The sequence below is a fragment of the Phenylobacterium sp. LH3H17 genome, from assembly GCF_024298925.1.
Lineage (GTDB): Bacteria > Pseudomonadota > Alphaproteobacteria > Caulobacterales > Caulobacteraceae > Phenylobacterium.
Genome location: NZ_CP101283.1, coordinates 636579 through 662787, shown reverse-complemented (window position 1 = coordinate 662787; position 26209 = coordinate 636579). Strand labels below are relative to the sequence as shown.

The window sequence follows — 26209 nt, the reverse complement described above, 5'->3', positions numbered from 1 at the left end:
AGTCAGAAGGTCCCGCCCTCCGCTGGGAGGGGGGAGAATCACTCATCACAATTTCCATGTCCGAGTATGGAAACTATTTTGCGGCGCCGGTTCCCCGTGCGCCAGACACGATTTGACGACACAGATGAAATATAGATTTGTCCGTATGCGCCGTTCTAGGCGCGCTTCAACCGCCTGCGGGCGAAGGATTGCGCGCCCGGACGACGGTGACCGGAGCCGCCGGCGGCGCGGGCCGCCGCCGCACTCGCTCGCCCTTGCGCCAGATCTTCAGGGCCTCCCAATGGATCGCGGCCATGACGCCCAAGGTCATCAGGGGATGGTCTCGCCAAGCCCGGAACAGAGCGCGGTCCGAGAGCTCCACGCGCCTTCCCCCGAAGGCCGTCGCCAGCACCAGGCCATCGGCGTCATAAACATCCACGCCAACCGAGACCCGCTCGCCCGGAGGCGCGATCCGAAAGACGTAGGAGAGCTCCATGTCCATGAACGGCGAGACAAAGAAGGCCTTGTCACAGCCTTGCCGGCCGCCGGCGTCGATCACGTAGCTGTGCCGCTCGCCGAAGGTGTTGGTCACCTCATAAAGGATCGCCGACAGGATCCCGTCTCGCCGGTGGCAGAAATAGACAGTGAGCGGATTGAACACGCCGCCCAGGATTCGCGGCATGGCCAGCATCCGCACCGCCCCGCCGTGGGCGACGCCGGCGGCGGCGAGATGGGCCTCCACCTGGGCCTTCAGGTCCGCCCCCGAGCCGTTCAGATGATCGGCCTCATGGAAGCCGGTGAGCGCGAACCGATTGTGGGCGAACAACCTCAGCCCCCGGTCCAGGGCGGAGATCTCGTCCAGATCCAGCAGCAGCATGAAGATGCGGTAGCGCAGCCGATGCGCCCGGGGCTTGACCCGCGTGTGGGTCACGACGCCCGGATAGATTCCGGACGCGAACGGCGTCACGCGGCTCGCTCCAGGGGCTGCGCCGGTCGCGCATGGATGCGGCCCGACTCGTCGTCGACGGTCCAGGGCCGGCGCACATCACCCAGCGTCTCGGCGACGGCCAGGCCCGACTGCAGGGCGTCCTCGTGGAAGCCGTGGCCGAAATACGAGCCGCAGAACCAGGTCCGACGCACGCCCTGCAGCGACCAGAGTTGTTCCTGGGCGGCGATCGCCCCGGCGTCGAACAGCGGGTGGTCGTAAACGTCGGTATGGATCACGGTCTCGGGCGCGATCTCGCGGGTGGGGTTGAGGGTGACGAACAGGTCGCCGGCGTCCTTGATCGACTGCAGCCGGTTCATCCAATAGGTGACGCAGCCCTCATTGGGCGCGTCGCGCCGGCCGATATGATTCCAGCTCGTCCAGGCTGCCCGGCGCCGCGGCATCAGGCTCGGATCGGTGTGCAGCACCGCCAGGTTTCGCGTGTAGCGGAAGGCCGACAGCAGCCGCCTCTCCTCCGGGCCCGCGTCATCCAGCAGCGACAGCGCCGTGTCCCCATGGGTGGCGATCACCACCTGATCGAAGCGCTCGGCATGGCCCCGGGCGTCGCGGATCGTCACGCCTGTCGCATCCCTTTGGATGGAGCTGACCCGCACCCCCGTTCGGATCTCGCCGCCGAAGGCCGCGGCCAGAGGGCCCACATAGGCGCGGCTGCCGCCGGCCACCGTGCGCCATTTGCCGCGCCCGAACAGGCTCATCATCCCGTGGTTCTGGAAGAAGCGGATCAGCGCCGCCGCCGGATAGTCGGCGATCGCGCCCACCGGGGTCGACCAGATGGCGGCGGCCTGAGGGATCAGGTGGTCGTCCCGGAAGGCCTGGCAGTACCCCTTCTCCGTCAGGTAGTCGTCCAGCGAGGTGAGCGGCGCGTCCAGGCCGGCCAGGTCACGCGGCCCCTGGCGGTAGAACCGGTTCACGTCGCGCAGCATCGACCAGAACCGCGCCGAGAACAGATTGCTGAGCTGGGCGAACAGGGCGCCCGAGGAGTACTCGAACTCGCCCTCGTCGAAAGAGACGCTGAGCGCCATGTCGGCGGGGCGGCTTGCCACGCCCAGGTGCTCCAACAGGGCGGTGAAGTTCGGGTAGTTGGGCTCGTTATAGACGATGAAGCCGGTGTCCACCGGGACTGGTCCCTTGCGGCCGGGCGCCTCGGCGGTGTTGGCATGGCCCCCCACGCGATTGTCGCCCTCGAACAGCACGACCTGATGGCGTTGTCCCAGCATCCAAGCGGCGGACAGGCCGGCGATACCTCCGCCGACTACGGCGATGCGAAGCGGAGTCTCGGCTGCAGTCACGGTCACCTGGCTTGGTCCCTTATCCTCGAGCGCGATCGCTCTCCCCTCGGAGCATTACGGTTGCGGCTGGAAATGGATGCAGGCCGCATCCGAAACGGACGGCGGTGCGTATGGCTGATGACGTCCGCACCCGAGAGATCGACATGAGCCTGGTCGCCAACACTATCCATGCCTTCGAGGGCGCGCCCCTACCCGACCTGGTGCGCCGGGCGGCGGTTGACCTGCTGGTCGCCCAGGCCCGCCGTCAGCTGGCCGCCAGCCCTCCCGAGGCGGCGGCCGTCTTCGCCCGCGAAATGGAACTGCGCCCCATCGCCGAGCACACCGGCGCGGCCAATGAGCAGCACTACGAACTCCCCGCCGCCTTCTTCGAGGCCGTGCTGGGGCCGCAGCTCAAGTATTCCTCCGGCCTCTATCCGACCCCGACCACCACCTTGGCCCAGGCCGAGGAAGCCGCCCTGCTGGAGACCGCCGTCCACGCCGACCTCAAGGACGGACAGCAGATCCTGGAGCTCGGCTGCGGCTGGGGATCGCTATCGCTGTGGATGGCGCGGACCCTGCCCATGGCCCGGGTCACCTGCGTGTCCAATTCCGCCAGCCAGGGGGCGTTCATCCGTGCCCGCGCGGCCGAGCAGGGCCTGACGAACCTCACCGTCATCACCGCCGACATGAACGATTTCGACGCCCCGGCCGCCGACTTCGACCGTATCGTCTCGGTGGAGATGTTCGAGCACATGGCCAACTGGCGGGCCCTGCTGACCCGCGCCAGGGGCTGGCTGAAGCCCGACGGGCGGCTGTTCCTGCACGTCTTCACCCACAAGACCACGCCCTATCGCTTCGATGTGGACGACGAGGCCGACTGGATCGCCCAGCACTTCTTCACCGGCGGGGTCATGCCCAGCCACGATCTGGCGGGCCAGTTCCCCGACCTGTTCACGATCGAGGCCGATTGGCGCTGGAGCGGCGCGCACTATGAGCGGACCGCCAACGACTGGCTGGCCAATTACGACCGCAACGCCGCGATGATCCGTACGATCCTGGCCGAGGTCTATGGCGACCAGGCAGTGTTGTGGCGCCGGCGTTGGCGGCTGTTCTTCCTCGCCACGGCCGGCCTGTTCGGCCATCGCCGCGGCGCCGAGTGGGGTGTCAGCCACTATCGGCTGCGGCCGGTGGCGGCCTGATGCTGAAGTTCGTCATCGCCTATTTCGCCTGTGCTGGAACTTTCGCCGTCGTCGATGCGATCTGGCTGACCATGGTCGGCCCCAGGCTCTACCGACCCGCCCTCAATGAGGTCCTGGCGGACGCCTTCCGCTTGGCGCCCGCTGTGGCCTTCTACGTGATCTATATCGGCGGCGTTCTGTTGCTGGCCATTCTGCCCGCCGCGCGGGAGAACGCCGGCTGGACCCGGGCTCTGCTCAACGGCGCCCTGCTGGGGTTCGTGGCCTACGCCACCTACGACCTGACCAACCAGGCGACGCTGAAGGTCTGGTCCACAAGGATCACCCTGGCCGACATCGGCTGGGGGACCTTGCTCACGGCCTGCGCCGCCACGGCGGGATACTTCGCCTATCGCTGGGCGGAGGCGAAGTTCGGCTAGGCCTCGGAGCGTCCCCGAAAAGCCACCACCGTCGGATCGGCGGGCCGCAGGACGGAGCCGACCTTGGTCGCCAGTTCATGATCGTCGAACGGCTTCTGGATGATCCCGCATTCGTCGGCATGGGCGAGCGCCTCGGTGTCGGCATAGCCGGTGACGAACAGGATCGGCAGGTCCGGTCGTCGGGCCCGGGCCTCGCGCGCCACCTCCGCGCCGTTCATCCCGGGCATTGCGAAGTCGAGCAGCATCAGATCGATGTCGGCGCGCCGTTGCAGCATGTCCAGCGCCGCCCCGCCGCTGCCGGCCTCCACCACCGTATAGCCCAGCTCGGTCAGCAGGGTGGCGGTGATCTCCCGCACTGCGCTGTCGTCATCGACCAGCAGCACCACCCGATCGCCATCGGCTCTCGGCGGGACCGCCGCCCGGCGTTCCGTCCGCGGCGCGCTCGCGGCCCGCGCCCGGGGTAGATAGACCTTCACCGAGGTTCCCTCGCCTGGCCGGGTGTCGATGCGCACCCCGCCGCCGGATTGCTTGGCCAGCCCGAACACCTGGCTCAGGCCCAGGCCCGAACCCTTGCCGACCATCTTGGTGGTGAAGAACGGTTCGAAGGCCTTCGCCAAGACCTCGGGGCTCATGCCCGAACCCGTGTCGGACACCGAGACCATCACATATTCGCCCCCCGGAGGCTCCTCGGGCCGCTGTGGTTCTCCCAGGGTCGCGTTGCCGGTCTCGACGACCAGGGTGCCGCCCACCTCCATGGCGTCGCGGGCGTTGATCGCCAGGTTGAGGATGACCAGCTCGATCTGGGTCGGGTCGATCAGCGCGGTCCACAGCTCCGGATGCAGCACGGTCTCGATGCGGGTGGAGCCCCCCATGGTGCTGTGCAGCAGGTCGCGCATGTTGGCGACCGTGTGGTTCAGGTCGACGAGCTGGGGCTCCAGCTTCTGGCGGCGTGAGAAGGCCAGCAGCTGAGCGGTCAGCTTCGCGCCGCGGGAGGCGGCCTGTTCCATCATCTCCAGCCGGCGACGGACGTTGGGCTCCACATCGCCCTTGGCGAGCTGACGGGCGTTGCCGATCACCACGGTGAGCAGGTTGTTGAAGTCGTGGGCCACGCCGGAGGTGAGCTGTCCGACAGCCTCCAGCCGCTGGGCCTGGCGAAGGGCGGCTTCGACCTTCTCGCGCTCCTCTATCTGGCCGAGCAGCTGGCGGTTGGCGGCGGCCAGCTCGGAGGTCCGCTCCTCGACGCGGCGCTCCAAGGTGTGTTCCGCCTCGCGGATCTCCTCGATGCGCTGGCGTGACTCGTACTGCCGCCGACGGCCGCGCAAGGCGGTGCGCGCGACGCTCACCAGGCTGGTGGGGTGGAAGGGCCGCTCCAGGAAGATGACATTGCCGAGGGCCGAGGTGAGCCGCGAGGCGCTGGGGTTGCGTTCCAGGCCGCCGCCGCGCTCGGTAAGCAGGACGAAGGGAAAATCCGACCACGGCGGTTGCTCGCCGACCCAGGCTGCGAGTCCGGAGAGATCGGAGGACTGCAGGGCGTCGTCGGTGACCAGCGCGAATCCCGCTCCATAGGTCAGCTCATGGCACAGGGCTTCCAGCGTCGAGCAGACCAGCACCTCGATGCCGGCCTCGCGCATCAGCGAGGCGGCGATCTCGGAGTCACGACCGAGCGGCGTCAGCACGAGGGCGACTTCCGCTCGGGGATGTCGAGCCGGACTCACGCGCCGGAGTCCGCCAGCAAGGAATGGTTCTGGCCGACATAGGTCGGGACGCCCCGAAGCACGCCCTGGAAACCGACCACGGGCGCGCCGACGGTGAGGCCGTCCGCGCCGATCTGGTATTCCCGGATCGTGTCCTCATGGGCGCTGGTGCGCTTCTTGATCACCGACATCGCCCGCCGCACGCGCCCATTGGCCTCGAAGTAACGCAGCAGGATCACCGTGTCGGCCAGGTAGGTGATGTCCACCGGGGCCTGCATGTCCCCCACCAGCCCGTGCTGGGCGATGGTCAGGAAGGTTGTGACCCCGCTGCGGTTCAGGAACTGCAGCAGTTCGTGCATGTGCAGGACCAGGAACTGCTCTTCCGGCATGGCCGCCTGGTAGCCGTTCAGGCTGTCGATCACGATGGTGCGGAGATCCTTGGCCTCCATGCAGGCTCGAACTCGATGCGTGAACTCCCCCGGCGCCAGTTCGGCCGCGTCCACCTGCTCGATCAAAAGGCTCCCGGCATCGCGCAGGGCTTCCAGGTCAAACCCCAGGCCCCGGGCGCGATCGAACAGCAGGTTGATCTCTTCGTCGAAGACGAACAGCGCCGCCTTCTCGCCCCGCGCGATGGCCGAGGCCACGAACTGCAGGGTCATCAGGGACTTTCCCGCCCCAGCCGGCCCTAGAATCAGGGCGCTCGATCCCCGTTCGACGCCTCCGCCCAACAGGGTGTCTAGGCCCGCCACCCCACTGGGCAGCGCTTCGCGTGTGAAGCTGGCCCGATGCTCAGCGGCCACCAGGCGCGGAAACACCACCAGCCCACCCGGACGGATGGCGAAGTCGTGATAGCCGCCGCGGAACTCCTGGCCGCGATACTTGATGATCCGCAGCCGTCGGCGCTCCTTGCCGTAGATCGGCGCAAGTTCCTCCAGCCGCACGACGGCGTGCGCCACGCTGTGGACAGTCTTGTCCAGGACGTCCGCGGTCATGTCGTCCAAGAGCATCACGGTGGTGTTGTGCTTGGCGAAATAGTGCTTGAGCGCCAGGATCTGGCGGCGATAGCGCAGGGAGCCGCCGGCCAGCAGCCTGATCTCGGACAGACTGTCGATCACCACCCGGGTCGGCTTGGCATTCTGGATCTGGTTGAAGATGATTCGCGTGGTCTCGCCCAGTTCCAGGTCCGACGAATAGAGCAGGCTCTGCTGCTGCTGCTCGTCGAGCAGGTTCTCAGGCGGCGTCAATTCGAAGATCTCGATGAGATCGCTAATCGTCCAGCCGTGCGATCGCGCCGTCTCCAGCAGCTCTTCCCGGGTCTCCGACAGGGTGATGTACAATCCCTTCTCGCCTAGCTCCGCGCCGGCCATCAGGAACTGCAGGGCCATCGTCGTCTTGCCGGTGCCGGGCGTACCCTCGATCAGATAGACCCGCCGCCGGGCGAAGCCGCCGCGCAGGATATCGTCCAGGCCATCTATTCCGGTGCTCGCCAGGTCGCGGACGCCCGCTGCCTTATCCTTCACTCGCTCTCTCGCTTGCCACGAGGCTCCTGGCCCCTTCAGGCGATTTCAACGCCCTGTTTTCGGGCGCGTTCCCGGACCGCTCGGCCGCCCATCCAGTCATTGTTTGGATCGGGGGCGCCGTTGTCCGCGCCGTGAAGCCCTGTCATGGTGGGCTTACGAGACGGAAGGGCCCGCCTCGCCAGCGCATATTTCGCGCCGGATCGGGCCCCACAGATTCGTTTCGCACCATAGAAAAGAGCCGCGCCGCCGTTCCTCCGGCCCGCGGCGACGGGAGGATTTGATGGAAGATTTGAAAGAGCGCGTGAGCCTGGATCAGGCCCTGGAAGCGGCCGCGGCGACCGGCATGACGACGGCGGTCTGGGCCAAGGTGCATCCAGACAAGCCAGCGGTCATCGACCCCAACGGCCGCGTCAGGACCTTCGCCGAGGTCAACGCCAACGCCAACCGGCTCGCCCGCCTCTTCCGTCAACACGGCCTGGAGGCCGGCGATTCGCTGGCCCTGGTCTGCTCCAACCGCGCCGAGTTCGTGGAGGTCCTGGCCGCCACCCTGCGCGCCGGCATCCGCTTCACGCCGGTCAACTGGCACCTGACGGTCGACGAGGTCGCCTACATCATCAAGGATTGCGAAGCCAAGGTCCTGGTCGGCGAGGTCCGCGTGGCCAGCGTCGGGCCAGCCGCCGAGCAATGCCCCGACCTGGTGCTGAAGCTCTCCATTGGCGGCGACATCCCCGGCTTCGTCGACTACGACACCGCGCTCGCGCCGCTCGACGGCTCAGACATCCCTGATCCCATTCTCGGCAACTCGATGATGTACACCTCGGGCACCACGGGCCGGCCGAAAGGTGTGTTCCGCCCGGTTCCCGCGGTGACGCCGCAGGCCATGTACGCCATGCGCGGCTATGATCACGAGACCTCGGTTCAGCTCTGCGCCGGTCCCGCCTATCATGCCGCGCCGCTGGCCTTCGACGTCCGCGCCGCCATGGGCGCCGGCGTGCCGCTGCACTTCATCGACAAGTGGGATTCCGAACAGGTCCTGAAGACCATATCGGAACAGAAGGTCACGCACCTGCACCTGGTGCCGATCATGTTCCAGCGCTTGCTGGCCCTGCCGCCGGAAGTGAAGGCCAAGTACGACGTCAGCCACGTGAAATACATCGTTCACGGCGCGGCGCCCTGCCCGCCCGAGGTCAAGCACGCCATGATCGAGTGGTTCGGCCCGATCCTGTCGGAGTACTATGCGGGCTCGGAAGGCGGCGCGGGCTTCGCCATCAGTTCCGAGGAATGGCTCAAGAAGCCCGGCAGCGTCGGCAAGCGCCCTGCGCTGCTGCAGTGCCGGATCCTCGACGAAGAGGGCAACGAACTGCCCAATGGCGTGCCCGGGGCCATCTACCACCAGCTGCCGCCTGGCGGCGGCTTCACCTACTACAAGGACAACGCGAAGACCGAAGCCTCCCGCAAGGAGGGCTTCTTCACCATGGGCGACGTCGGATATTTCGACGAGGACGACTACCTGTTCCTCACAGGCCGCAACGCCGAGACCATCATCTCGGGCGGGGTGAACATCTATCCCCAGGAAGTCGACAATGAGCTGATCAAGCACGACGCCGTCGCCGACTCGGCCACGGTCGGCGTGCCGCACGACGAGTGGGGCGAACAGGTCAAGGCCGTGATCCTGCTGGAGCCGGGCTACCAGCCTTCCGACCAGCTGGCCCAGGAGATCCTCGACTTCGGCCGCAAGACCCTGCCCGCCTTCAAGGTGCCCCGCAGCCTGGACTTCGTCACCGAACTGCCGCGATCCGAGGCCGGCAAGATCCAGCGCAACAAGGTCCGCGCCCCCTATTGGGAAGGCCGCACCCGGCAGATCTGAAGGCAAAAGCCCCCGTTCACCCCCCCTTCGAGGGGATGAACGGGGGATGCCGGTTCCTGAAAAACAGTCGTTTTGACCGCAAGGCCTTGGCCACCCCGCGGGGCCCCGCATAGGATCGCGCCTTCTCGGGGCGCGGCCTCGAAATCCAGTGGGGCTGACGACGTGAAATACCTGATTTCGGGCGCCGCGCTCGCCGCGACGCTCGCCCTGGCCGCCTCTGCCCAGGCCGCCGGGCCCCTGACCTTCGTCCAGGCCGGAAAGGTGCTGATCGACCCTGCCTCGGGCAAGGTCGAGACAGCCAAGACCCTGGTGGTCCAGGACGGCAAGGTCGTGCGCATCGCCGACGGCTATGTCTCCGATCCCGGCGCCGGCGTGGTCGACCTGAAGGACAGCTTCGTCCTGCCCGGCCTGATCGACAGCCACGTCCACCTGACCAGCCAGCAGAATCCCAACAGCCGCCTGGAGGAGGTCACCCAGTCCTCGGCCGACCAGGCCATGGTCGGCGCGCGCTACGCCCGACGCACGCTGATGGCCGGCTACACCACCGTCGCCGACCTGGGCGCCGACAATGCCGCGATCTTCGCCCTGCGCGCAGCCACCGCCAATGGCGACGTCCCCGGGCCGCGGATCATCGCCTCGGGTTCGGCGATCTCGGTCCATGGCGGCCACGGCGACGTCAACGGCTTCAGCGAGGAGGTCATGCACGTCCTGCGGCCGGGCTCTGTCTGCTCGGGCCCCGACGACTGCCGACGCGCGGTGCGCGAGCAGGTCTGGAAGGGCGCCGACATCATCAAGATCACCGCCACCGGCGGGGTGCTGTCCAACACCGCCGCGGGCCTGGGCCAGCAGTTCTCCGACGAGGAGCTGGCGGCCATCGTCGACGCCGCCCACCGCATGGGCCGCAAGGTCACCGCCCACGCCCACGGCCTCGACGGGGTCAACGCCTTCCTCAAGGCCGGCGGCGATTCCATCGAGCACGGGACCTATCTCGACGCCTCGTCCGTCGCCCTGTTCAAGAAGTCCGGCGGCTACCTGGTCCCGACCCTGATGGCCGGCGACTATGTCGCGCGGGTCGCCGCCGGCCCCGGTAACTTCCTCACACCGGCTCAGTCGGCCAAGGCCCTGGAGGCCGGCCCCAGGATGCTGGACATGGCGCGGCGCGCTCATGAAGGCGGGGTCAAGATCGCCTTCGGCACCGACACGGGGGTCTCGGCCCACGGCGACAACGCGCAGGAGTTCGCCCTGCTGGTGAAGGCCGGCCTCACCCCGCTGGAAGCCGTCCAGTCCGCCACGGTGGTCGCCGCCGAGCACCTTGGCCTCTCCAAGGAGGTCGGCGCCCTGACGCCAGGCCACGCCGCCGACCTCATCGCCGTGAAGGGCGACCCGCTCAGCGACGTCACGGTCCTGCAGAAGGTCGGCTTCGTGATGAAGGGCGGCACGGTCCACAAGGACTAGCTGACGGCTCACGGCCGAGAATGTCTTGCGCCGGCCCACCGGCGGGGGCGCCGCAAAGCCTGGACCTCGGTTAGATTGCGATTTATCGAATTCACGTCATGAGTGAATTCGATCTCAATCAAATACGTCGGCTGGACGGCGGCCTGCTGCTGGTCTTCCGCGAGCTGCTCCGCTGCGGCCGGGCCAGCGAGACCGCGCGCCGCCTGGGGCTCACACCATCGGCGGTCAGCCACGCCCTGACCCGCCTGCGCGACCTGTTCGACGATCCGCTGTTCGTGCGCCGGCCCCACGGCCTGGAGCCGACCCGCCGCGCCCTGGAACTGGGCCCGCGCATCGAGGCCTTGATCGAGATGGCCGGCCAGGCGCTCAAGCCCCATGACGGCTTCGATCCCGCCCGCAGCGGCCGTCGCTTCAACATCGCCGCCCCTGAGTTCGTCACCGCCCTGATCGGCGGACCGATGATCGAGGCGCTGCGCCAGGAAGCGCCCGGCGTTTCCTTCGCCATCGGACACGCGGCCCAGGCGGCGGCGCTGGACGGGCTGCGCCGGGGCGAGGCCGACCTGGCGATCGGCCGCTTCGGGGCCCTGCCGGCCGGCGTAACCGCCGAGCCCTTGTTCTCAGACCGCTACTGCGTGGTTGCGCGGCGCGACCATCCGACCCTCAGGGGCGACATAGACTTGGCTGCCTACAACGCCGGCCGTCACATCTTCGCCTATGCACAAGGCGAGGTGGGAGTTCAGGCTTCGGAGACCGCGGACACTGGAAACATGGTCGCCGCCGTTCCCGGCTGGCTGACCGCCCTGGACATGGTCTCGGTCACCGACGCCCTCGCCACCTGCCCGGAACGATTGGCCCGGCGATACGCCGAGCGGCTGGGTCTGCAGATCCTTAAGGCCGACTTCGAGCTCTGGTCCTTCGACATCCAGGCGGTGCGCCGCGAAGGCGCCGATCCGGGGGTCGACTGGTTCCTGGGTCTCGTACGGGCCACGATGGCCTGAGCGGACGCAAAAATCCGTCACCAAGCGTGTTTGGCTCCGATAGACTCCCCATGCCATGAAGCGCGCCGCTTCAATCGCCGGATCGCCAGATGCCCATTCCGTTCATCGACCTCCAGGCCCAGCGGGCCCGCCTCGGCCAGCCGCTGGAGGACGCCATCCTCAAGGTGGTGCGCTCGGGCGCCTACATCATGGGGCCGGAGATCGCCGAGTTCGAACGGGCGATGTCCGACTATGGCCAGGCGCCGTTCGTGCTGTCCTGCGGCTCGGGGACCGAAGCCCTGGTTCTGCCGCTGATGGCGTGGGAGATCGGGCCGGGCGACGCGGTCTTCTGCCCGTCCTTCACCTTCGCCGCCACCGCCGAGGCCATGCCCCTGGTCGGCGCCTCGCCGGTCTTCGTCGATATCCTGCCGGACACCTACAATCTCGACCCAGCCAAGCTGGACGCCGCCGTCGCCGCGGTGAAGGCCGAAGGCAAGCTGACCCCAAGGGCCGTGATCGCCGTCGACCTGTTCGGCCAGCCGGCGGACTATCCGGCCATCGCCGCGGTGGCCCGCAAGCACGGCCTGAAGCTGATCGCCGATTCCGCCCAGGGCTTCGGCTGCACGCTGAACGGCCGGCACCCGATCCATTGGGCCGACGTCACCACCACCAGCTTCTTCCCGGCCAAGCCGCTCGGCTGCTACGGCGATGGCGGGGCGGTGCTGTGCAAGGACGAGCGGCTGAACGACCTGCTGGTCAGCCTGCGCGTGCACGGCCAGGCGGTGAAGTCCGACCTGGTGGGCCGCACCTTCGAGCACGACCCCAAGTACCTGAACCTGCGCATCGGCATGAACAGCCGCATGGACACCATCCAGGCCGCGGTCTTGCTGCAGAAGCTGACCATCTTCGACGACGAGATCCGAGCGCGCAACGAGGTCGCCGACCGCTACGCCCAGGGTCTCGGCGACCTGGTGACCGTGCCGAGGGTGATCGATGGCGGGGTCTCGGTGTGGGCCCAGTACACCATCGAGACGCCGGACCGCGACGGCCTGGCCGCGCACCTGAAAAGCCAGGACATCCCCAGCGCCGTCTACTATCCGATCCCGATCCACAGGCAGGACGTCTATTCGGTCTATCCGGCGCCTGGAGGGCTGCCGGTCACCGAGGCCAAGTCGAAGGTGGTGATGAGCCTGCCCATGCACCCCTATCTCACCCCCGACCACCAGGACCAGGTGATCGCCGCCATCCGCGCCTATGTGAAGCGCAACGGCTGACCTTCAATCGTCGTCCTGAAACGACAACGGACGCAGCCCGTGGGGGGCCGCGTCCGCCTTTGAGCTGTGATCGACCGAAACTCCCCCAAGCTCGGCCTCTCCAGTCGGAGCGAAGGAAACACAGGTGCGACGGCCGCGCATGACGCAAATGGACTATGCCGCGGCGTCGCGCAGGATCTCCTCCCAATGCTTCAAGGCCAGCAGGTGGCCTATGCCCGGCTTGATCCGCACCTCGTGGGGGGTGTCGCCCAGGAAGGCCAGCAGGTCGGGGAGCGGGGCCATCACGTCCTCCGCCCCGTGCCAGACCACCAGCGGCGCCCGCAGCGCGCTTATCGTCTGGTTCTGGCCTCGTCGGAAGGCGCGTACCTCGTCGGCCGGCCCACGGCTCGTGCGCGCCAGGGCCTCGGCCACATAGGCGGAGATGAAGGGCAGCACCTCGGGGTGCGCCTCCACGAAGGCCCGGTCGCTGGGGGAATGGGCGATCGATCGGCGCACCACCTTCTCCACCTGGGCCGGCGAGTTCCGCAGCCGCAGCACCGCGAACAGGGTCTCGACCACCCAGGGATTGCTCTCGATGCGGGCGCGGAACTGTGCGAGCGCGCTGCGAGGGGCGTTTTCCAGCCGCCGGGGCGGCCGGCCGGAATAGAGGTGGACCTGAGTGACCCGTGATCCCAGCCGAATCGCAGTTTGCAGGGCCGAGGGGGCGCCCGACAGCAGGGCGCCGATCTGCAGCTTCCTGAGCTCCAGTCGGTCGCACAGTTCGACCATGTCCTGGGCCACGCCATCGAAACTGTAGTCCGGCCGCGGATCGGACTGGCCGAACCCGGGCCGTTCGGCGCTGATGATCCGCAGGCCCAGCTCGCGGGCCAGCCCATGGGTGCCCGGCGGCATCAGCGACGAGCCCAGGCCCTCGTGGAAGGACAGGATCGCCCGGCCGTCGGGATCGCCATAGTCGCGATAGGCCAGCCGCCGGCCGTCGCCCAGCACGATGCTGCGCACCGTGGGCGCGTCGGCGACAGGGTGCGCAATCTGCGGTTCGGGCCCGGCGGCGTCCATGGCGTTGGCCACGGCCGACAGCTCCGTCAGAGCCCGGATCAGGTCGCTCTGCCGGTTCAACCCCATCTTGTCGAAGATGGCGCGAAGCTGGTTGCGCACGGTGTTGACGCTGACCTCCAGCTCGTCCGCGGCCTCCTTCAGGGTGCGCCCATCCCTCAGCTTGACGGCCAGCCGGACCTCGGCGGCGGTGAGGCCGAAGCTCTCCCGCATGGCCGCCCACAGCCGCCCAGTCTCCTCGATAGCCGGGAACACGACTGCGAAGGCGTCCTCCGCCAGCTCCGCGGGACCTACCCCGCCGGGCAGGTCGCGGGCCGGGATCAGGTAGGCGAAGCGCGGGCCCTCCTCGGCGTCGCGCTGCAGCTTCAGGATGATGCGACCTCCGGCCAGACCACGGGCCTGGCCCAGCGCCTGGGTCAGGGCCTCTCCGTTCGCCGGATCGGAGAAGGCTGGCGCGTCTCCGAGCCGCAACTGGCCCAGGCCATCCTCGATCACCGCATGGGCCGCCGGGTTGGCCGCGATCGCCCGCCCCTGCGGCGACAGCACCATCCAACCGATGTCGCGTCGGAGTTGGTGACCGGCGCCCGGCCCCTCGTCGGCCCGGCTCAGCAGGCGGGCGATGTCCTCGCTGTGAGCCAGGTCGCGGATCGACTGGACGGAAGGGTCTTCATCCTCGCCCTCGGCGCCCAGGGCGTCGATGAGCTGTTCCCAGTTCTCCAGGTCCGCGGCGATCCGATACATCGCCTCGATGACCAGGGCGGCCTTGGCGTCTCGTTCGGCGTCCATGCGATTGGGTCGCCAGTTCCTGCGGGAGAATCAGGTCTCGACCCTAGCGAACAGAACCGCCGAACACGACAATCTAAACACTCCCGGCGCTGCGCCCGCCAAATCCGCAGGCGACGCCGGGCTTTCCCTTGCGCGGCGCCCTTCCGCCCGGTTAGCTTCCGGTCAAACATTTGTTTAAGTTATTGGGAGAAGGCGCATGAAGGCGGCGGTCTATTACGAGAACGGCGGTCCCGAGGTCCTGAAGTACGAGGATGTCCCCGACCCCGCCTGCCATCCCAAGGGCGTCGTGATCCGCGTCGAGGCGGTGGCCATCGAGGGCGGCGACACCCTCAATCGCTGGCGCGGCCCGCTGATGACCGTTCCCCACGTGGTCGGCTACCAGGCCGCCGGCGAGATCGTCGAAGTCGGCGCCGAGGTCACCCATCTGAAGGTCGGCCAGAAGGTCGCCACCGTGAACAACTGGGGCAGCCATGCCGAGCTGCGCTCGGTCCCCGCCCGCAACTGCTGGCCGATCCCCGACGGCTTCGACGTCAAGAAGGCCGCGGCCATCCCGGTGACCTTCGGCACCGCGCACGATTGCCTGTTCGAGTTCGGCCGCCTGAAGAAGGGCGAGACGGTCCTGGTCCAGGCCGGCGCCTCGGGCGTCGGCGTGGCCGCTATCCAACTCGCCAAGCGCGGCGGGGCCAGCCTGATCCTCGCCACCGCCTCCTCCGACGAACGGCTGGAGCGGCTGAAGCCGCTCGGCCTCGACCACGGCATCAACTACACCCGTGACGATGTGGTCCGCGAAGCCAAGCGTCTGACCGACAACAAGGGCGTGGATGTCATCGTCGACTCGGTCGGCGGTCCCACCCTGCAGGGCTCGATCAACGCCCTGGCCTATCGCGGCCGGGTCTCCATGGTCGGCGCCGCCGGGCGCGAGCCCATGGTGGTGGATGTGGGCTCGATGATGGGCGGCAACCGCTCGCTGTCGGGCGTCTTCCTGGGCGCTGAGATCGGCACGGACCGCGTGCACGACAACATCCAGCAGCTGATCAATGACGCCGCCAAGGGCGAACTCGAGGTGGTGGTCGACAAGGTCTTCAAGCTGTCGGAAGCCGCCGAGGCCCACGCCTATATCGAAAGCCGCGCCGCCGTCGGCCGCGTTGTGCTGGTGCCGTAGCCGCGAACGACGAATGATAGATGCTCCCCCTCTGGGGGAGCTGTCGGCGAAGCCGGCTGAGGGGGACTTGACTCGCTTTCGGGCGTTTCAACCCCCTCCGTCTCTCCGCTTCGCTCCGAGCCACCTCCCCCAAGCCGCTGCGCGCTGGGGGAGGATCTGAGGAGGAAGGACACCCATGCCCCGCGCGAAAAACGGCGCCGTCGAGATCGAGTACGAGAGCTTCGGCCCCGCCGAAGCGCCCGCCGTCCTGCTGATCAACGGCTTGGGCTCGCAGATGACCCGCTGGCCGGCGGCTTTCTGCGAGAAGCTGGTGGCCAAGGGCTATCGCGCCATCCGCTTCGACAACCGCGACACCGGGCTCTCCACCTGGTTCAAGCCGGGCGAGTCCTATTCGCTCTCCGACATGGCCGCCGACGCCGTGGCGGTGCTGGACGCCGTCGGCGTGAACAAGGCCCACGTGGCCGGGGTCTCCATGGGCGGCATGATCGGCCAGGCCGTGGCCATCGAGCATCCGGACCGCGTGCTGTCGCTGACCTCGATCATGTCGGCCAGCGGCGCGCCGGGGACCATGGACCCGACCCCGGAGGCCGGCGCGGTCCTGACCACCGCCCCGCCGGATCCCGAGGCGGACCGGGAAGCCTTCATCGCCCATGGTGTGAAAAACGCCCTGACCATCGGCAGCCCAGGCTATCCCTGGCCCGAGGGCGCCCTGCGCGAGCGGGTCATCGCCGAGCATGGGCGAGCCTTCAATCCCACCGGCTCGGCCCGCCAGATGGCCGCTATCCGCGCAGACGGCGACCGCACTGAACGGCTCGCCAAGCTGAGTGTCCCCACCGTGGTCCTGCACGGCGACGACGATCCGCTCGTTCGGCGGGTCGGCGGCGAAGCCACCGCCAGCGCCATTCCCGGCGCCGAGCTGCGGGTGATCCCCGGCATGGGCCACGATCTGCCGCCGGCCCTCCACGACATCTTCATCGACGCCATCCTGGCCGCCGCCGCGCGCGCCCAAGCTTGAACAAGGAAACCATCATGGGACGACTTTCCGGCAAGACCGCCGTCATCACTGGCGCGGCCAGCGGCATCGGCCGGGCCAGCGCCATCCTGTTCGCGAAAGAGGGCGCGAACCTGGTCATCGCCGACAAGGCCGAGGCGGTGAACGACACCGCCAAGCTGGTGACCGACGCCGGCGGCAAGGCGGTCGCCATGGTCGGCGACGCCGGCGAGGAGGCCTTCGTCGAGAGCCTGATCGCCCGGGCGGTCAAGGATTTCGGCGGGCTCGACATATGCTGGGCCAATGCCGGCGTCTCCGGTGGCTGGACGCCCTTCGACGAGCAGGACGGCGCCTTCTGGGCCGAGATCCTGCGCATCAACCTGATCGGCGCTTTCCTGGCCGTGAAGCACGCCTCGCGCGTGATGATCCCGGCTGGCAAGGGCTCGATCATCTGCACCGCCTCGGTGGCCGGCATCCGCTCGGGCGCGGGCGGCTCGCCCTATTCGGCCTCCAAGGCCGGCGTCATCAGCCTGGCCCAGACCGCGGCCAACGAGTTCTACGGCACGGGCGTGCGGGTCAACGCCATCTGCCCCGGCCTGATCGAGACCGGCATGACCCAGCCGATCTTCGACGGCGCCCGGGCCCGCGGGAACGAGGACAAGATCGGCCAACTGAACCCGCTCACCCGCGGCGGCGTGCCCATCGAGATCGCCAACGCCGCCCTGTTCCTGGCCTCCGATGAGGCCTCCTATGTCAACGGCCACGCCATCGTGGTCGACGGCGGGCTGTCCTCCTCCCACCCGGTGGTCCGCCGCAAGCGATGATCTATCTGGCGCGGCACGGCGAGACGGCGTTCAACGCCGAGGGGCGGATGCAGGGTCACCTGGACTCGCCCCTCACCGAGCGCGGCCGCGCCCAGGCGCAGGCCATGGGCGAGCGGCTGGCCGAGCTGATCGGCGATCCGTCCGGCTGGCGGCTGATCTCCAGCCCGCTCGGCCGCGCCCAGGCCACCGCCAGGGCGATCGCCGCGCGGGTCGGGATCATGACGGAGATCGACCACCGGCTGATCGAGGTGTCGTTCGGCGCCTGGGACGGACGGCTGCGCGCCGAACTGGCGCGAGAGAACCCCGACACCTTCGCCCGCGGGCAGTGGCAGTTCGCGGCGCCCGACGGCGAGAGCTATGAGGCGGTCGAGGGGCGCGTCGCCGACTGGCTGGCCGAGCTGCCGCCCGAGCCGGAGCGCAAGATCGTCATCGTCTGCCACGGCGGATCGGGCCGCGTGGTCCGCGGCGCCTATCTCGGCCTTTCACGCGCTGAGACCTGGGCCCAGGACGTCCCGCAGGACGCCGTCTATCGCCTGCTCAATGGATCGAGCGAGAGAATAGATTGTTCCAGCGTGGCCGCGGAGTGATCCGGGTCGAGAGCACGACCAGCCCCAGGGCCGCCACGGCCCCCAGCAGGAAGGCGCCGGCCACCGCGCCGGAAAGTCCCGCGGCCCCGATGGTCATCGGGCGGCGATCCATCCAGTGGACGACCTCGGTCTCCGGGGGCTCGGCGAGGTTGTCGTCGGTATAGTCGCTGTAGTCGGTCATCTCTGGGCTCCACCTCGTCCATGGGCTCAACCCCCAGGCGCGGCCCTGGTTCCTCCGGCCCGGCTGGCCTTCGCCGCCGTCCAACGCTAGAAGCGCCCACCTGCTGCAAGAAAAGCCAGAACGAGACCCATGGCCGGACACTCGAAATTCAAGAATATCATGCACCGCAAGGGCCGCGCCGACGCGGTGCGGTCCAAGCTGTTCTCCAAGCTCAGCCGCGAGATCACGGTGGCCGCCAAGGCCGGCCTGCCCGATCCGGCGATGAACGCCCGCCTGCGCCTGGCGGTGGCCAACGCCAAGGCCGAGTCCATGCCCAAGGACAATATCGACCGGGCGATCAAGAAGGGCGCCGGCGGCGACGCCGAGAGCTATGACGAGGTCCGCTACGAGGGTTTCGGCCCCGGCGGCGTGGCCATCATCGTCGAGGGCCTGACCGACAATCGCAACCGCGCCGCGGCCAATATCCGCACCATCTTCTCGAAGAACGGCGGCAATCTCGGCGCCTCCGGCTCGGTGGCCTTCCAGTTCGACCGACTGGGCGAGATTACCTACCCCGCCAAGGTGGGCACCGAGGACGCGGTCATGGAGGCGGCCATCGAGGCAGGGGCCCAGGACGTGGAGTCCGACGAGGACGGCCACACCATCTACACCGCCTATGAGGACTTCGCCGAGGTCGCCGCGGCGCTGGAGGTTGCGCTCGGCGAGGCCAAGACCACCAAGATCGTCTGGCGCGCCCAGAACCTCACCCCGATCTCCGGCGAACCGGTGGGCACGTTGATGAAGCTGCTCGACGCCCTGGACGACGACGACGACGTGCAGAACGTCTACGGCGACTACGACATCTCCGACGAGGACCTGGAGAAGTACGGCGGCTGAGACGGCGGAGCTGGCTTCAGCCCCGCCCTGGCGGCGCGGGCGCCTCGGCGGCCTGCTCGACCAGCCAGTCGCGGAACGCCGCCACCGCCGGCTTGACCTCCCGCGAGGGAGTCAGGAACCAGAACCGCGAGGGCGTGGGGGCGAAGCCTAGCGGCGCGGCCAGCCGCCCGGCGGCGATGTCGCCCGCCACATAGATCCACGGGCTCAGGCCCACGCCCATCCCGGCGGCGGCGGCCTCCAGCACATAGAAGACGTGCTCGAACTCCTGGACCTCGGGCGCCGGCGGCAGGGTTATGCCCGAGTGGTTCTCCCACTCGATCCAGGCGGTCTGGCGGGTGCCGGTGGTCAGCCGGGTCAGGCCTTCCAGTCCCGTCGGCCCGTTGCCGACCAGCCGCGGCGCCGTCACCGGTCCGGTGAAGTTCTCCAGGAAGGCCGTGGCGTGAGCCCCGGTGATCGGTGCGGTCTCGTTCACTCGGATGGCCGCGTCGAACCGCTCGCGGGCGAAGTCCACCGGGGCGTAGGACTCCGTCACCCTGACCCGCACGCCGGGATGGAGCGCGTGGAAGGCCGACAGGCGCGGGATCAGCCAGCGGATGGCCAGGGTGCCGACGCAGGAAAGATGCAGTTCCTCGTGCGCCGTGGACTTCAGGTCGGCGACCGTCCGTTCCACCTGATCGAAGGCGCCCGACAGTGTCGCGGCCAGCCTCGCCCCCGCCTCGGTCAGTTTCAGCCGGTGGCGCGGGCCTTCGGTGAGAACGAGGCCCACGGCCTCTTCCAGGCTGCGGATCTGGCGGCTTACGGCCCCGTGGGTGACGCACAACTCGTCGGCCGCGAGAGTCATGCGACCCCGCCGTGCGAAGGCCTCGAAGGCCCGAAGCGCCGTCAGCGACGGTAGCGAACGCTTTTCCACGACCCCGCCCCCTGTGATCTCAGCTCACAAGCATATCGCGGTTATATCGTTTGGTGCAATGCAGCATCGCGCCCCATCCTAAGGTTGTCGAAAGGCTCGCAAGAACAACGCCATGACGGATATCAACTTCGCCGCCCCCCTCGCCCAGGACATGTCGCCGCCGCGCGTACCTCCCACGCGCTTTCGGCCCGCCGCGCCGGATCAGACCGACCACTGGCCGACCCTGCTCGACCTGTTCCTGGGCGAGACCTCGCGCAATCCGCTGGTCGGCTGGCCGAAGGAGACCTTCGACCTCTTCAATCGCCGGACCAAGGTCCTGCACCTGACCTATCACGGCATCAGCGACCCCGAGGGGATCAAGCGTGTCTTCCTCGACAACGCCGCCAACTATCCCAAGCCCGGCCTGGTGCGCAGGATGGTGGCGCCCGCGATCGGCGAAGGCCTGTTCTCCGCCGAGGGTGAGTCGTGGCGCGGCCAGCGCCGGCTGATGGCCCCGGTCTTCACGCCGGCGGCGCTCGCAGGCTTCAATCCCACCTTCGCGCGCGTGGCCAGGCGCACCGCCGACCGCTGGGCCATGGCCTCGGCCGACCAGGTCGACATCGCGGCCGAGGCCACCCGCACCACCTTCGAGATCATCGACGAGGCCCTGTTCTAGGGCGCGGCGGGCCTGGCCTTCCATGACACCGCGCCGCACCTGGACGCCGTGATCGCCGCCACCGCCGAGTACCGGCTCGGAATCCTGTTCGGCATGCCCTGGCTGGACAACAGCGCCATCCAGCGTCGCGGCGCGCGCGGCCGCAAGGTGCTGCTGGGCAAGCTCGCCGACTTCATCGCGCGCCGCCAGGCCAGCCGCGCGCCCACCGACGACTTCATGACCCGGCTGCTGGACAGCTTCGCCGAGCATCACGAGCCGCGGGCCGCCGCCAAGCTTGCCCTCGACAACGCCGCCACCTTCTTCGTCGCCGGCCACGAGACCACCGCCAACGGCCTGGCCTGGGCCATCTACCTGCTCAGCCGCGACCCCCAGGCCCAGGACTGGGCGCGCGAAGAATCCCAGGCCGCCTGGGACGCCGGCGGGTCCCCCGCCGAGATCCTGGCCCGCCTGCCCTATCTGCGGATGGTCTGGGACGAGACCCTGCGCCTCTACCCGCCCGTCCCGCGCATGGACCGGCAGGCCCTTGAGGACGACGAGATCTGCGGTCAGCCGGTGCGCAAGGGCGAGATGGTCAGCGTCTGGCCCTGGGTGGTCCATCGCCACCGCAAGCTCTGGGCCGAGCCCGAACTGTTCAATCCGGAGAACTTCGACCCCGAGGCCAAGGCTCAGCATCACCGCTTCCAGTACATCCCCTTCGGCGCCGGGCCGCGCATCTGCATCGGCATGGCCTTCGCCCAGGCCGAGGCCCTGCTGATCCTCTCCCACTGGCTGGCCCGGTTCCGGTTCCGCCCGGTCGAGGGCCACACAGTCACCCCGCTGGCCCACGCCACCCTCAAACCGCTCGGGGGCATGCCGATGATCGTCGAGCGGGTCTGACGGGTCGCGGGGGGGTGGTCGGGGACAACCCGATTGAGCCAATTCCCCCCACGCGGGACGGGGCAAGGTTAATTCGCCCGCCGGCGCCTGAATCAGCTTGGCCATGGCGCCGGGCACGAGCGAGATCGCCGCCAGTTCGAGTCGGGTGACGATCATGAAGTCGGTTCTCGGGGCGCTGGCCCTGGCGTTTGTGGTCCTGGCGGGTCCCGCCCAGGCCAAGCTCATCACCTTCGACGACCGCGCGCCGGTCGCCCAGGCCCTGACCTCCTATGAGGGCCTCGACTGGGAGAACATGAGCACCCTGGGCGCCGTCTGGTACACGGGCTTCGAAGACACCGGCTTCGGCCACGGGACCGTCTCGCCGGAGAACGTCGCCTTCAACGCCGGCGGCGACGTGGTGGGCGCCGTGTCGCTGGCCACGGGGACCTTCGACTTCGACAGCGCCTATCTCACCGCTGCCTGGATCGACGGCTTGCAGCTGCGCATCCAGGGCTTCAACGACGGGATTGAACTGTTCTCCCAGGTGCTGAACCTCGACACCGCCGGGCCGACCTTCTTCGCCGCCGGCTGGGGCGGCCTCGACAAGCTGACCTTCACCACCTGGTACGACGGCTGTTCCTGCAAGGGCCGCCAGTTCGTGATGGACAACCTAATGCTCACCTCCGAGGTCCCCGAGCCCTCGACCTGGGCGATGCTGGTCGTCGGTTTCGGCGGGGTCGGGGTGCTGATCCGCGGGGCGCGCCGCCGGGACCAGGCCGCGACCGCCTGACCCAGGCCGGAACTGCTGGGACCGTAAGGCCGTTGTGTCTCCCGAAGCTTCAGGAGAACCCCAGGCCATGGTCGACCAGACGAACACCCAACCCACTCACCTGGCGGGCCCCGGCCCCGAATTCGACAAGTTCGAGGACGCCGCCGCCAAGCTCCAGTCGGCCGAGCCCAAGGGCAAGGGAAAGCGCGGCGCGGCGCTGAAGCAGGCCGCCGCCCCCCTGGTCGGCGCCGCCACCGAACTCGCCCACGAGGCCAAGGTGGCCCTCGGCGAGAGGGCCAGCGTCCTGCAGGCAAGGGCTCAGGAAGGCTACGACGTCGCCCGCGAGCAGGCCCGCCGCCGACTGGGCGAGGCCGAGACCTTCGTCCACGAACGCCCCTACGCCTCCCTGGCGGTGGCGGCCTTCGCCGGGTTCCTGATCGGCCACATCATCTCCAACGCCAAGACCAACGTCGTCTATCTCCGCGACGACCGCTGACGTCGGCCCTAAGAATCTCGTGGGCGGGGTGCTACAGCCCCGCCCATGAGCGCCATCCGCCTCTGGACCCTGTCCAGCCACCACTCCGCCTTCCGCGTCGGCGGCTGGGCCCATCTGCGCAAGACCGCTGAAGGCCTGGCCGGAGCGGCCGGCGGGGCGCGTCACATCACGCCGGAGCGCACGGTCCTGGCCGGGCTCGCCGCGGCGCTGAAGGACCTGCCGCCGGGCGCCGTCGTCATTCACGCCGACAGCCCGATCGTCCTGGGCCGGATCCGGGCCGTGATCCTGGGCGAGGCCGCCGACCCGCCGGAGGCCGACCTCGACCTCTGGGCCCAGGTCCAGACCGCGCTCAAATCTCGCACCGCGACTTTCGTCCGCGCCCCGGTCACGCCGAACACACCCCAGGCCTTCGCCGCCGCCTGGGCTGAACTGGCCCGCGACAAGGCCAAGACCCATGGCCCCTTCACCCACCCGATCCCCAAGCCCAACCTCGCTAAGGTCCAGGGGCTCTAGCTGAGCCGCCGCTTGAGGTTCAGCAAATAGACCTTGCGGTCGAGCGGGTCGTGATCGGTTCGAGGCCGCGAGGGAACCTGCCCGCGCACCGGCTGGTGCTGGTGGAAGCTGGTTTCCAGCACCCCCTCGCCACGGGTCAGGGTCGGCAACTTGAGCTGCAGCTCGTGCACCCGCGCCGCCGGGATCTCGCCTTCCAGCCGACAGGCCTGGCCCCTCGGGACCTGGGTCCGCGGGATGGCCTCCACCTGGGCCAGGACCGAGAGGATCGATCCCAGGGTGTCGGCGGGAACGTCCAGCTCGAAGCGCTGCATGGGTTCGCAAACCGCGACCCCGGCCTGCTTAAGGGCGTCCATCAGCACCAGGGGCGTCAGGTTGCGGAAGTCCCCCGCCGTGCTCGACATGCTCTTGTCGAAGATGGCGTGGGAGTGGCTCTGCCGCGGCTGGTAGCCGGAGTGGGTCATGGTCACCACGCAGTCGGTGACGGCCCAGCCGTGCAGGCCCTGGCTCAGGGTCTTGAACACGGTTTCCTCCACCGCCCGGTGGAAGGCGTGCGGGATCGAGCCGAACTCCACCTCCAGCCGGAACGTGACGCCCGAATCGATGGGCGCCGGGTCGATCCGCAGGCCCACCGTGGCGAGGAAGGGGTTGGGCGGTTCGCGCAGCACCTCCACCGCGCAACCGGTCCCCACCGGCCGCTCGATGCAGATGGTGGTGGTCTCGCGGAACGTGACCTCGACGCCGTAGTCGCTGGCCAGGGTCTCCTGGATGACCTCCTTCTGCACCTCGCCATAGAGCGAGACGTAGATTTCCTGGCGGACGTCGTCCTGCCGCAGGTTGATCAGCGGATCCTGCTCCGCGAGCTGGACCAGGGCGCCCAGCAGGGCCCCGCGCTCGACGGGATGGCGCGGCGCGATCACGGTCTCCAGGGTCGGCGGCGCGAAATGGCGCTGGACCGAACCCTCTCGCGGCAGGCCGATCGCATCGCCGATCTGGATGTCGCCCAGGCCCCAGAGCTTGCCGATCTGACCGGCGGCCAGGCAGTCGCGCTTGACCGCGCCGCCGCGGTCGAAGACCCCGATGGCGGTGACCCTGGCCTCCCTGCCCTGGCCGAACCGCAGACGGTCCCGGGTGCGCAGGGTTCCGGAGAACATTCGGACATAGGCGATCTTCTCGCCCGCGGGACCGCGCTCCACCTTGAACACCGCGCCGGAGACCGGGCCGTCGCCCTCGGCGCGCGCCCTCGGCAGCAGCCGGGTCGCCCCGGCCATCAGCGCCTCCACCCCGGAGCCGGTGATCGCCGAGCCGAAATAGACCGGGTGGACCAGGGCCCGCCGGGTCTGGGCGGCCAGCCCCTTTCGAAGCCGGCCAGGCGAGAGCGCGCGCGCCCCGTCGAGATAGGCCGCCAGCATGAGGTCGTCATGGTCGGCCAGCCGCTCGACCAGACGCGCCCGGAAGACCGAGTCCTCCGGTTCGAACGGCGTGAAGCCGGCCTCCCGCCCACCAAGATTGCGCGCCGATCCCATGGCGATGATCGCCGGGGTCAACCGCTCGGAAATCGCCTGCAGCACCGCCTCGTCCTGCGCCCCGCCGCGGTCGATCTTGTTGACGAAGATCAGCGTCGGAATCCGCAGGCGCTGCAGGGTTCGCATCAGGATGCGGGTCTGGGCCTGCACCCCCTCCACGGCCGAGATCACCAGCACCGCGCCGTCCAGCACGGTCAGCACCCGCTCCACCTCGGCGATGAAGTCCGGGTGGCCCGGGGTGTCGATCAGGTTGACGGTGACGTCGCCGACCACGAAGGAGGCGACCGCGGTCTTGATGGTGATCCCGCGTCGTCGCTCCTGGGCGAGCGAGTCGGTCTGGGTGTCGCCGTCGTCGACGCTGCCGATCGCCGCGATGGCGCCGGCCTCGTAGAGCAGCCGTTCGGTGAGGCTAGTCTTGCCGGCGTCTACGTGCGCCAGAATCCCCAAGTTGAGCGTGGGCATAGAGCTTCAAATCCTGTCGATAAGAGGAATCTCCTTTCGCGATGGACATGAAGCTTCGGCGCACGTGGCTCTCCGGGATCGGTTGTTCGGACGTTCAGGACAACAGAAGCGTGATCCGATGGCAACCGGGCCCTGGCGCAAACCTTCGCCTTGGGTAGGAATGGGCGCCGTGAGTGACCTCGCCGCCATAGCGCGCCTCCTGACGCCCTTCCGCCCGACGGCCGGCCCCTTCGTGGTTGGGATCACCGGCTCGGTGGCGGTGGGCAAGAGCACCTTCGCCCAGGCGCTGAAGGCGGCCTTCGAAGCCGACGAGCAGGGCGTGGACCTGGTCTGCACCGACGGCTTCCTGCATTCGAACGCCCGGCTGGAGGAGCTGGGCCTCACCGCACAGAAGGGCTTTCCCGCGAGCTACGACCACGCCGCCCTGCGCGCCGCCCTGGAAGGCGTGCGCCGCGTGCCCACCCGCTTCCCCGGCTACAGCCACGTGACCTACGACGTCGATGAGGCGCTGACCCGCGAGGTCGCCCCGCCGGACGTGCTGGTCATCGAGGGCCTGACCCTGCGCCATCCCCTGACCGGACCGCCCGGCCTGCTGGACGCCCTGGTCTATCTGGAGGCCGATGAGGCCGACCTGGAGCGTTGGTTCGTGGCCCGTTTCATGGGCCTCTGGGACCTGGCCGAGCATGACCCCACCTCGTTCTACGCCCGCTTCCGGTCCATGAGCCGCCCGGAGGCGCAGGCCTTCGGCAAGATGGTCTGGGACCGCATCAACCTGCCCAACCTGCGCGACCACATCGCCCCGGCACGCGCCCTCGCCGACCTGGTGGTCCGCAAGGCCGGCGACCACGCCATCACCGGCGTCGAGAGGCCCTAGCTCCCGACAGCGGATTGCGGCAGGTTGACCGCCACCC

At 68.8% G+C, this 26209-nt stretch carries 23 protein-coding genes and 1 pseudogene; 16 read left to right on the top strand and 8 right to left on the bottom strand.

Features of this window, described 5'->3' with window-relative positions; translation table 11 throughout:
* Nucleotides 1-166: 166 nt before the first annotated feature.
* On the bottom strand, nt 167-946 hold the full coding sequence (locus tag M9M90_RS03320; RefSeq protein WP_254835744.1) for a DUF1365 domain-containing protein: 780 nt from the start codon (nt 944-946) through the stop codon (nt 167-169).
* Nucleotides 943-2280, bottom strand: a complete 1338-nt coding sequence (locus M9M90_RS03315) for an NAD(P)/FAD-dependent oxidoreductase (RefSeq protein WP_254835743.1) — start codon at nt 2278-2280, stop codon at nt 943-945. The genes M9M90_RS03320 and M9M90_RS03315 overlap by 4 nt, the downstream gene beginning before the upstream one ends.
* Nucleotides 2281-2417: 137 nt before the next feature.
* Between M9M90_RS03315 and M9M90_RS03310 the strand changes: the two genes are divergently transcribed.
* Both M9M90_RS03310 and M9M90_RS03305 read left to right on the top strand, forming a co-directional pair.
* Nucleotides 2418-3452: a cyclopropane-fatty-acyl-phospholipid synthase family protein gene (locus M9M90_RS03310; RefSeq protein ID WP_254837211.1), complete on the top strand. Its 1035-nt coding sequence runs from the start codon at nt 2418-2420 to the stop codon at nt 3450-3452.
* Complete coding sequence (locus M9M90_RS03305; protein ID WP_254835742.1) at nt 3452-3868, top strand: DUF2177 family protein; 417 nt, start codon at nt 3452-3454, stop codon at nt 3866-3868. The genes M9M90_RS03310 and M9M90_RS03305 overlap by 1 nt, the downstream gene beginning before the upstream one ends.
* Here the strand turns inward: M9M90_RS03305 and M9M90_RS03300 are convergent.
* Together M9M90_RS03300 and M9M90_RS03295 are read right to left on the bottom strand one after the other, a co-directional pair.
* Nucleotides 3865-5544 (bottom strand): response regulator, encoded by a 1680-nt coding sequence (locus tag M9M90_RS03300; protein ID WP_254835741.1) that lies wholly within the window; start codon nt 5542-5544, stop codon nt 3865-3867. The two genes, M9M90_RS03305 and M9M90_RS03300, sit on opposite strands and share 4 nt — an antisense overlap.
* Nucleotides 5545-5579: 35 nt before the next feature.
* Entirely contained in the window at nt 5580-7082 is a 1503-nt protein-coding gene (locus M9M90_RS03295; RefSeq protein WP_254835740.1) for an ATPase domain-containing protein, read from the bottom strand.
* Nucleotides 7083-7362: 280 nt separating this feature from the next.
* On the opposite strand from M9M90_RS03295, the gene M9M90_RS03290 reads away from it, so the two are divergent.
* From M9M90_RS03290 to M9M90_RS03275, 4 genes are all read left to right on the top strand, one after another.
* Entirely contained in the window at nt 7363-8949 is a 1587-nt protein-coding gene (locus tag M9M90_RS03290; protein ID WP_254835739.1) for an AMP-binding protein, read from the top strand.
* A 162-nt stretch (nt 8950-9111) separates the two neighbouring features.
* Complete coding sequence (locus tag M9M90_RS03285; RefSeq protein WP_254835738.1) at nt 9112-10404, top strand: amidohydrolase family protein; 1293 nt, start codon at nt 9112-9114, stop codon at nt 10402-10404.
* A gap of 98 nt (nt 10405-10502) precedes the next feature.
* Nucleotides 10503-11402 (top strand): LysR family transcriptional regulator, encoded by a 900-nt coding sequence (locus M9M90_RS03280; RefSeq protein WP_254835737.1) that lies wholly within the window; start codon nt 10503-10505, stop codon nt 11400-11402.
* Between the two features lie 89 nt (nt 11403-11491).
* Nucleotides 11492-12655 (top strand): DegT/DnrJ/EryC1/StrS aminotransferase family protein, encoded by a 1164-nt coding sequence (locus tag M9M90_RS03275; protein ID WP_254835736.1) that lies wholly within the window; start codon nt 11492-11494, stop codon nt 12653-12655.
* A 153-nt stretch (nt 12656-12808) separates the two neighbouring features.
* On the opposite strand, the gene M9M90_RS03270 is transcribed toward M9M90_RS03275, so the two are convergent.
* Nucleotides 12809-14494, bottom strand: coding sequence for an alpha/beta fold hydrolase (locus M9M90_RS03270; protein ID WP_254835735.1), 1686 nt, complete (start codon nt 14492-14494; stop codon nt 12809-12811).
* A gap of 196 nt (nt 14495-14690) precedes the next feature.
* Between M9M90_RS03270 and M9M90_RS03265 the strand changes: the two genes are divergently transcribed.
* From M9M90_RS03265 to M9M90_RS03250, 4 genes are all read left to right on the top strand, one after another.
* Nucleotides 14691-15656: a zinc-binding alcohol dehydrogenase family protein gene (locus M9M90_RS03265; protein ID WP_254835734.1), complete on the top strand. Its 966-nt coding sequence runs from the start codon at nt 14691-14693 to the stop codon at nt 15654-15656.
* 175 nt (nt 15657-15831) lie between these two features.
* Nucleotides 15832-16671 (top strand): alpha/beta fold hydrolase, encoded by an 840-nt coding sequence (locus M9M90_RS03260; RefSeq protein ID WP_254835733.1) that lies wholly within the window; start codon nt 15832-15834, stop codon nt 16669-16671.
* 14 nt (nt 16672-16685) lie between these two features.
* Nucleotides 16686-17471 (top strand): SDR family NAD(P)-dependent oxidoreductase, encoded by a 786-nt coding sequence (locus tag M9M90_RS03255; protein ID WP_254835732.1) that lies wholly within the window; start codon nt 16686-16688, stop codon nt 17469-17471.
* Nucleotides 17468-18058: a histidine phosphatase family protein gene (locus M9M90_RS03250; protein ID WP_254835731.1), complete on the top strand. Its 591-nt coding sequence runs from the start codon at nt 17468-17470 to the stop codon at nt 18056-18058. The genes M9M90_RS03255 and M9M90_RS03250 overlap by 4 nt, the downstream gene beginning before the upstream one ends.
* On the opposite strand, the gene M9M90_RS03245 is transcribed toward M9M90_RS03250, so the two are convergent.
* Nucleotides 18009-18239 (bottom strand): DUF4342 domain-containing protein, encoded by a 231-nt coding sequence (locus tag M9M90_RS03245; RefSeq protein ID WP_254835730.1) that lies wholly within the window; start codon nt 18237-18239, stop codon nt 18009-18011. The genes M9M90_RS03250 and M9M90_RS03245 overlap by 50 nt on opposite strands.
* Nucleotides 18240-18368: 129 nt before the next feature.
* On the opposite strand from M9M90_RS03245, the gene M9M90_RS03240 reads away from it, so the two are divergent.
* A complete protein-coding gene (locus M9M90_RS03240) occupies nt 18369-19115 on the top strand; it encodes a YebC/PmpR family DNA-binding transcriptional regulator (RefSeq protein ID WP_254835729.1) in 747 nt (248 codons plus the stop codon).
* Nucleotides 19116-19131: 16 nt separating this feature from the next.
* On the opposite strand, the gene M9M90_RS03235 is transcribed toward M9M90_RS03240, so the two are convergent.
* Nucleotides 19132-20025: a LysR substrate-binding domain-containing protein gene (locus M9M90_RS03235; RefSeq protein ID WP_254835728.1), complete on the bottom strand. Its 894-nt coding sequence runs from the start codon at nt 20023-20025 to the stop codon at nt 19132-19134.
* 112 nt (nt 20026-20137) lie between these two features.
* Here M9M90_RS03235 and M9M90_RS03230 point away from each other — a divergent pair.
* The 4 genes and pseudogenes from M9M90_RS03230 (at nt 20138) to M9M90_RS03215 (ending at nt 23313) form a co-directional block, all read left to right on the top strand.
* Nucleotides 20138-21556, top strand: a pseudogene (locus M9M90_RS03230) (cytochrome P450).
* A 154-nt stretch (nt 21557-21710) separates the two neighbouring features.
* Entirely contained in the window at nt 21711-22325 is a 615-nt protein-coding gene (locus tag M9M90_RS03225) for a PEPxxWA-CTERM sorting domain-containing protein (protein ID WP_254835727.1), read from the top strand.
* A 67-nt stretch (nt 22326-22392) separates the two neighbouring features.
* Nucleotides 22393-22800, top strand: coding sequence for a YqjD family protein (locus M9M90_RS03220; protein WP_254835726.1), 408 nt, complete (start codon nt 22393-22395; stop codon nt 22798-22800).
* Nucleotides 22801-22845: 45 nt separating this feature from the next.
* Nucleotides 22846-23313, top strand: a complete 468-nt coding sequence (locus M9M90_RS03215) for a ribonuclease H (protein ID WP_254835725.1) — start codon at nt 22846-22848, stop codon at nt 23311-23313.
* Here M9M90_RS03215 and M9M90_RS03210 read toward each other — a convergent pair.
* Nucleotides 23310-25298 carry a translation factor GTPase family protein gene (locus M9M90_RS03210; RefSeq protein ID WP_254835724.1) on the bottom strand — a complete coding sequence of 663 codons (1989 nt, stop codon included), beginning with the start codon at nt 25296-25298 and terminating at the stop codon, nt 23310-23312. The two genes, M9M90_RS03215 and M9M90_RS03210, sit on opposite strands and share 4 nt — an antisense overlap.
* Before the next feature lie 169 nt (nt 25299-25467).
* Here M9M90_RS03210 and M9M90_RS03205 point away from each other — a divergent pair, with 169 nt between their 5' ends.
* A complete protein-coding gene (locus M9M90_RS03205) occupies nt 25468-26172 on the top strand; it encodes a hypothetical protein (protein ID WP_254835723.1) in 705 nt (234 codons plus the stop codon).
* The last annotated feature ends 37 nt before the right edge of the window (nt 26173-26209 follow it).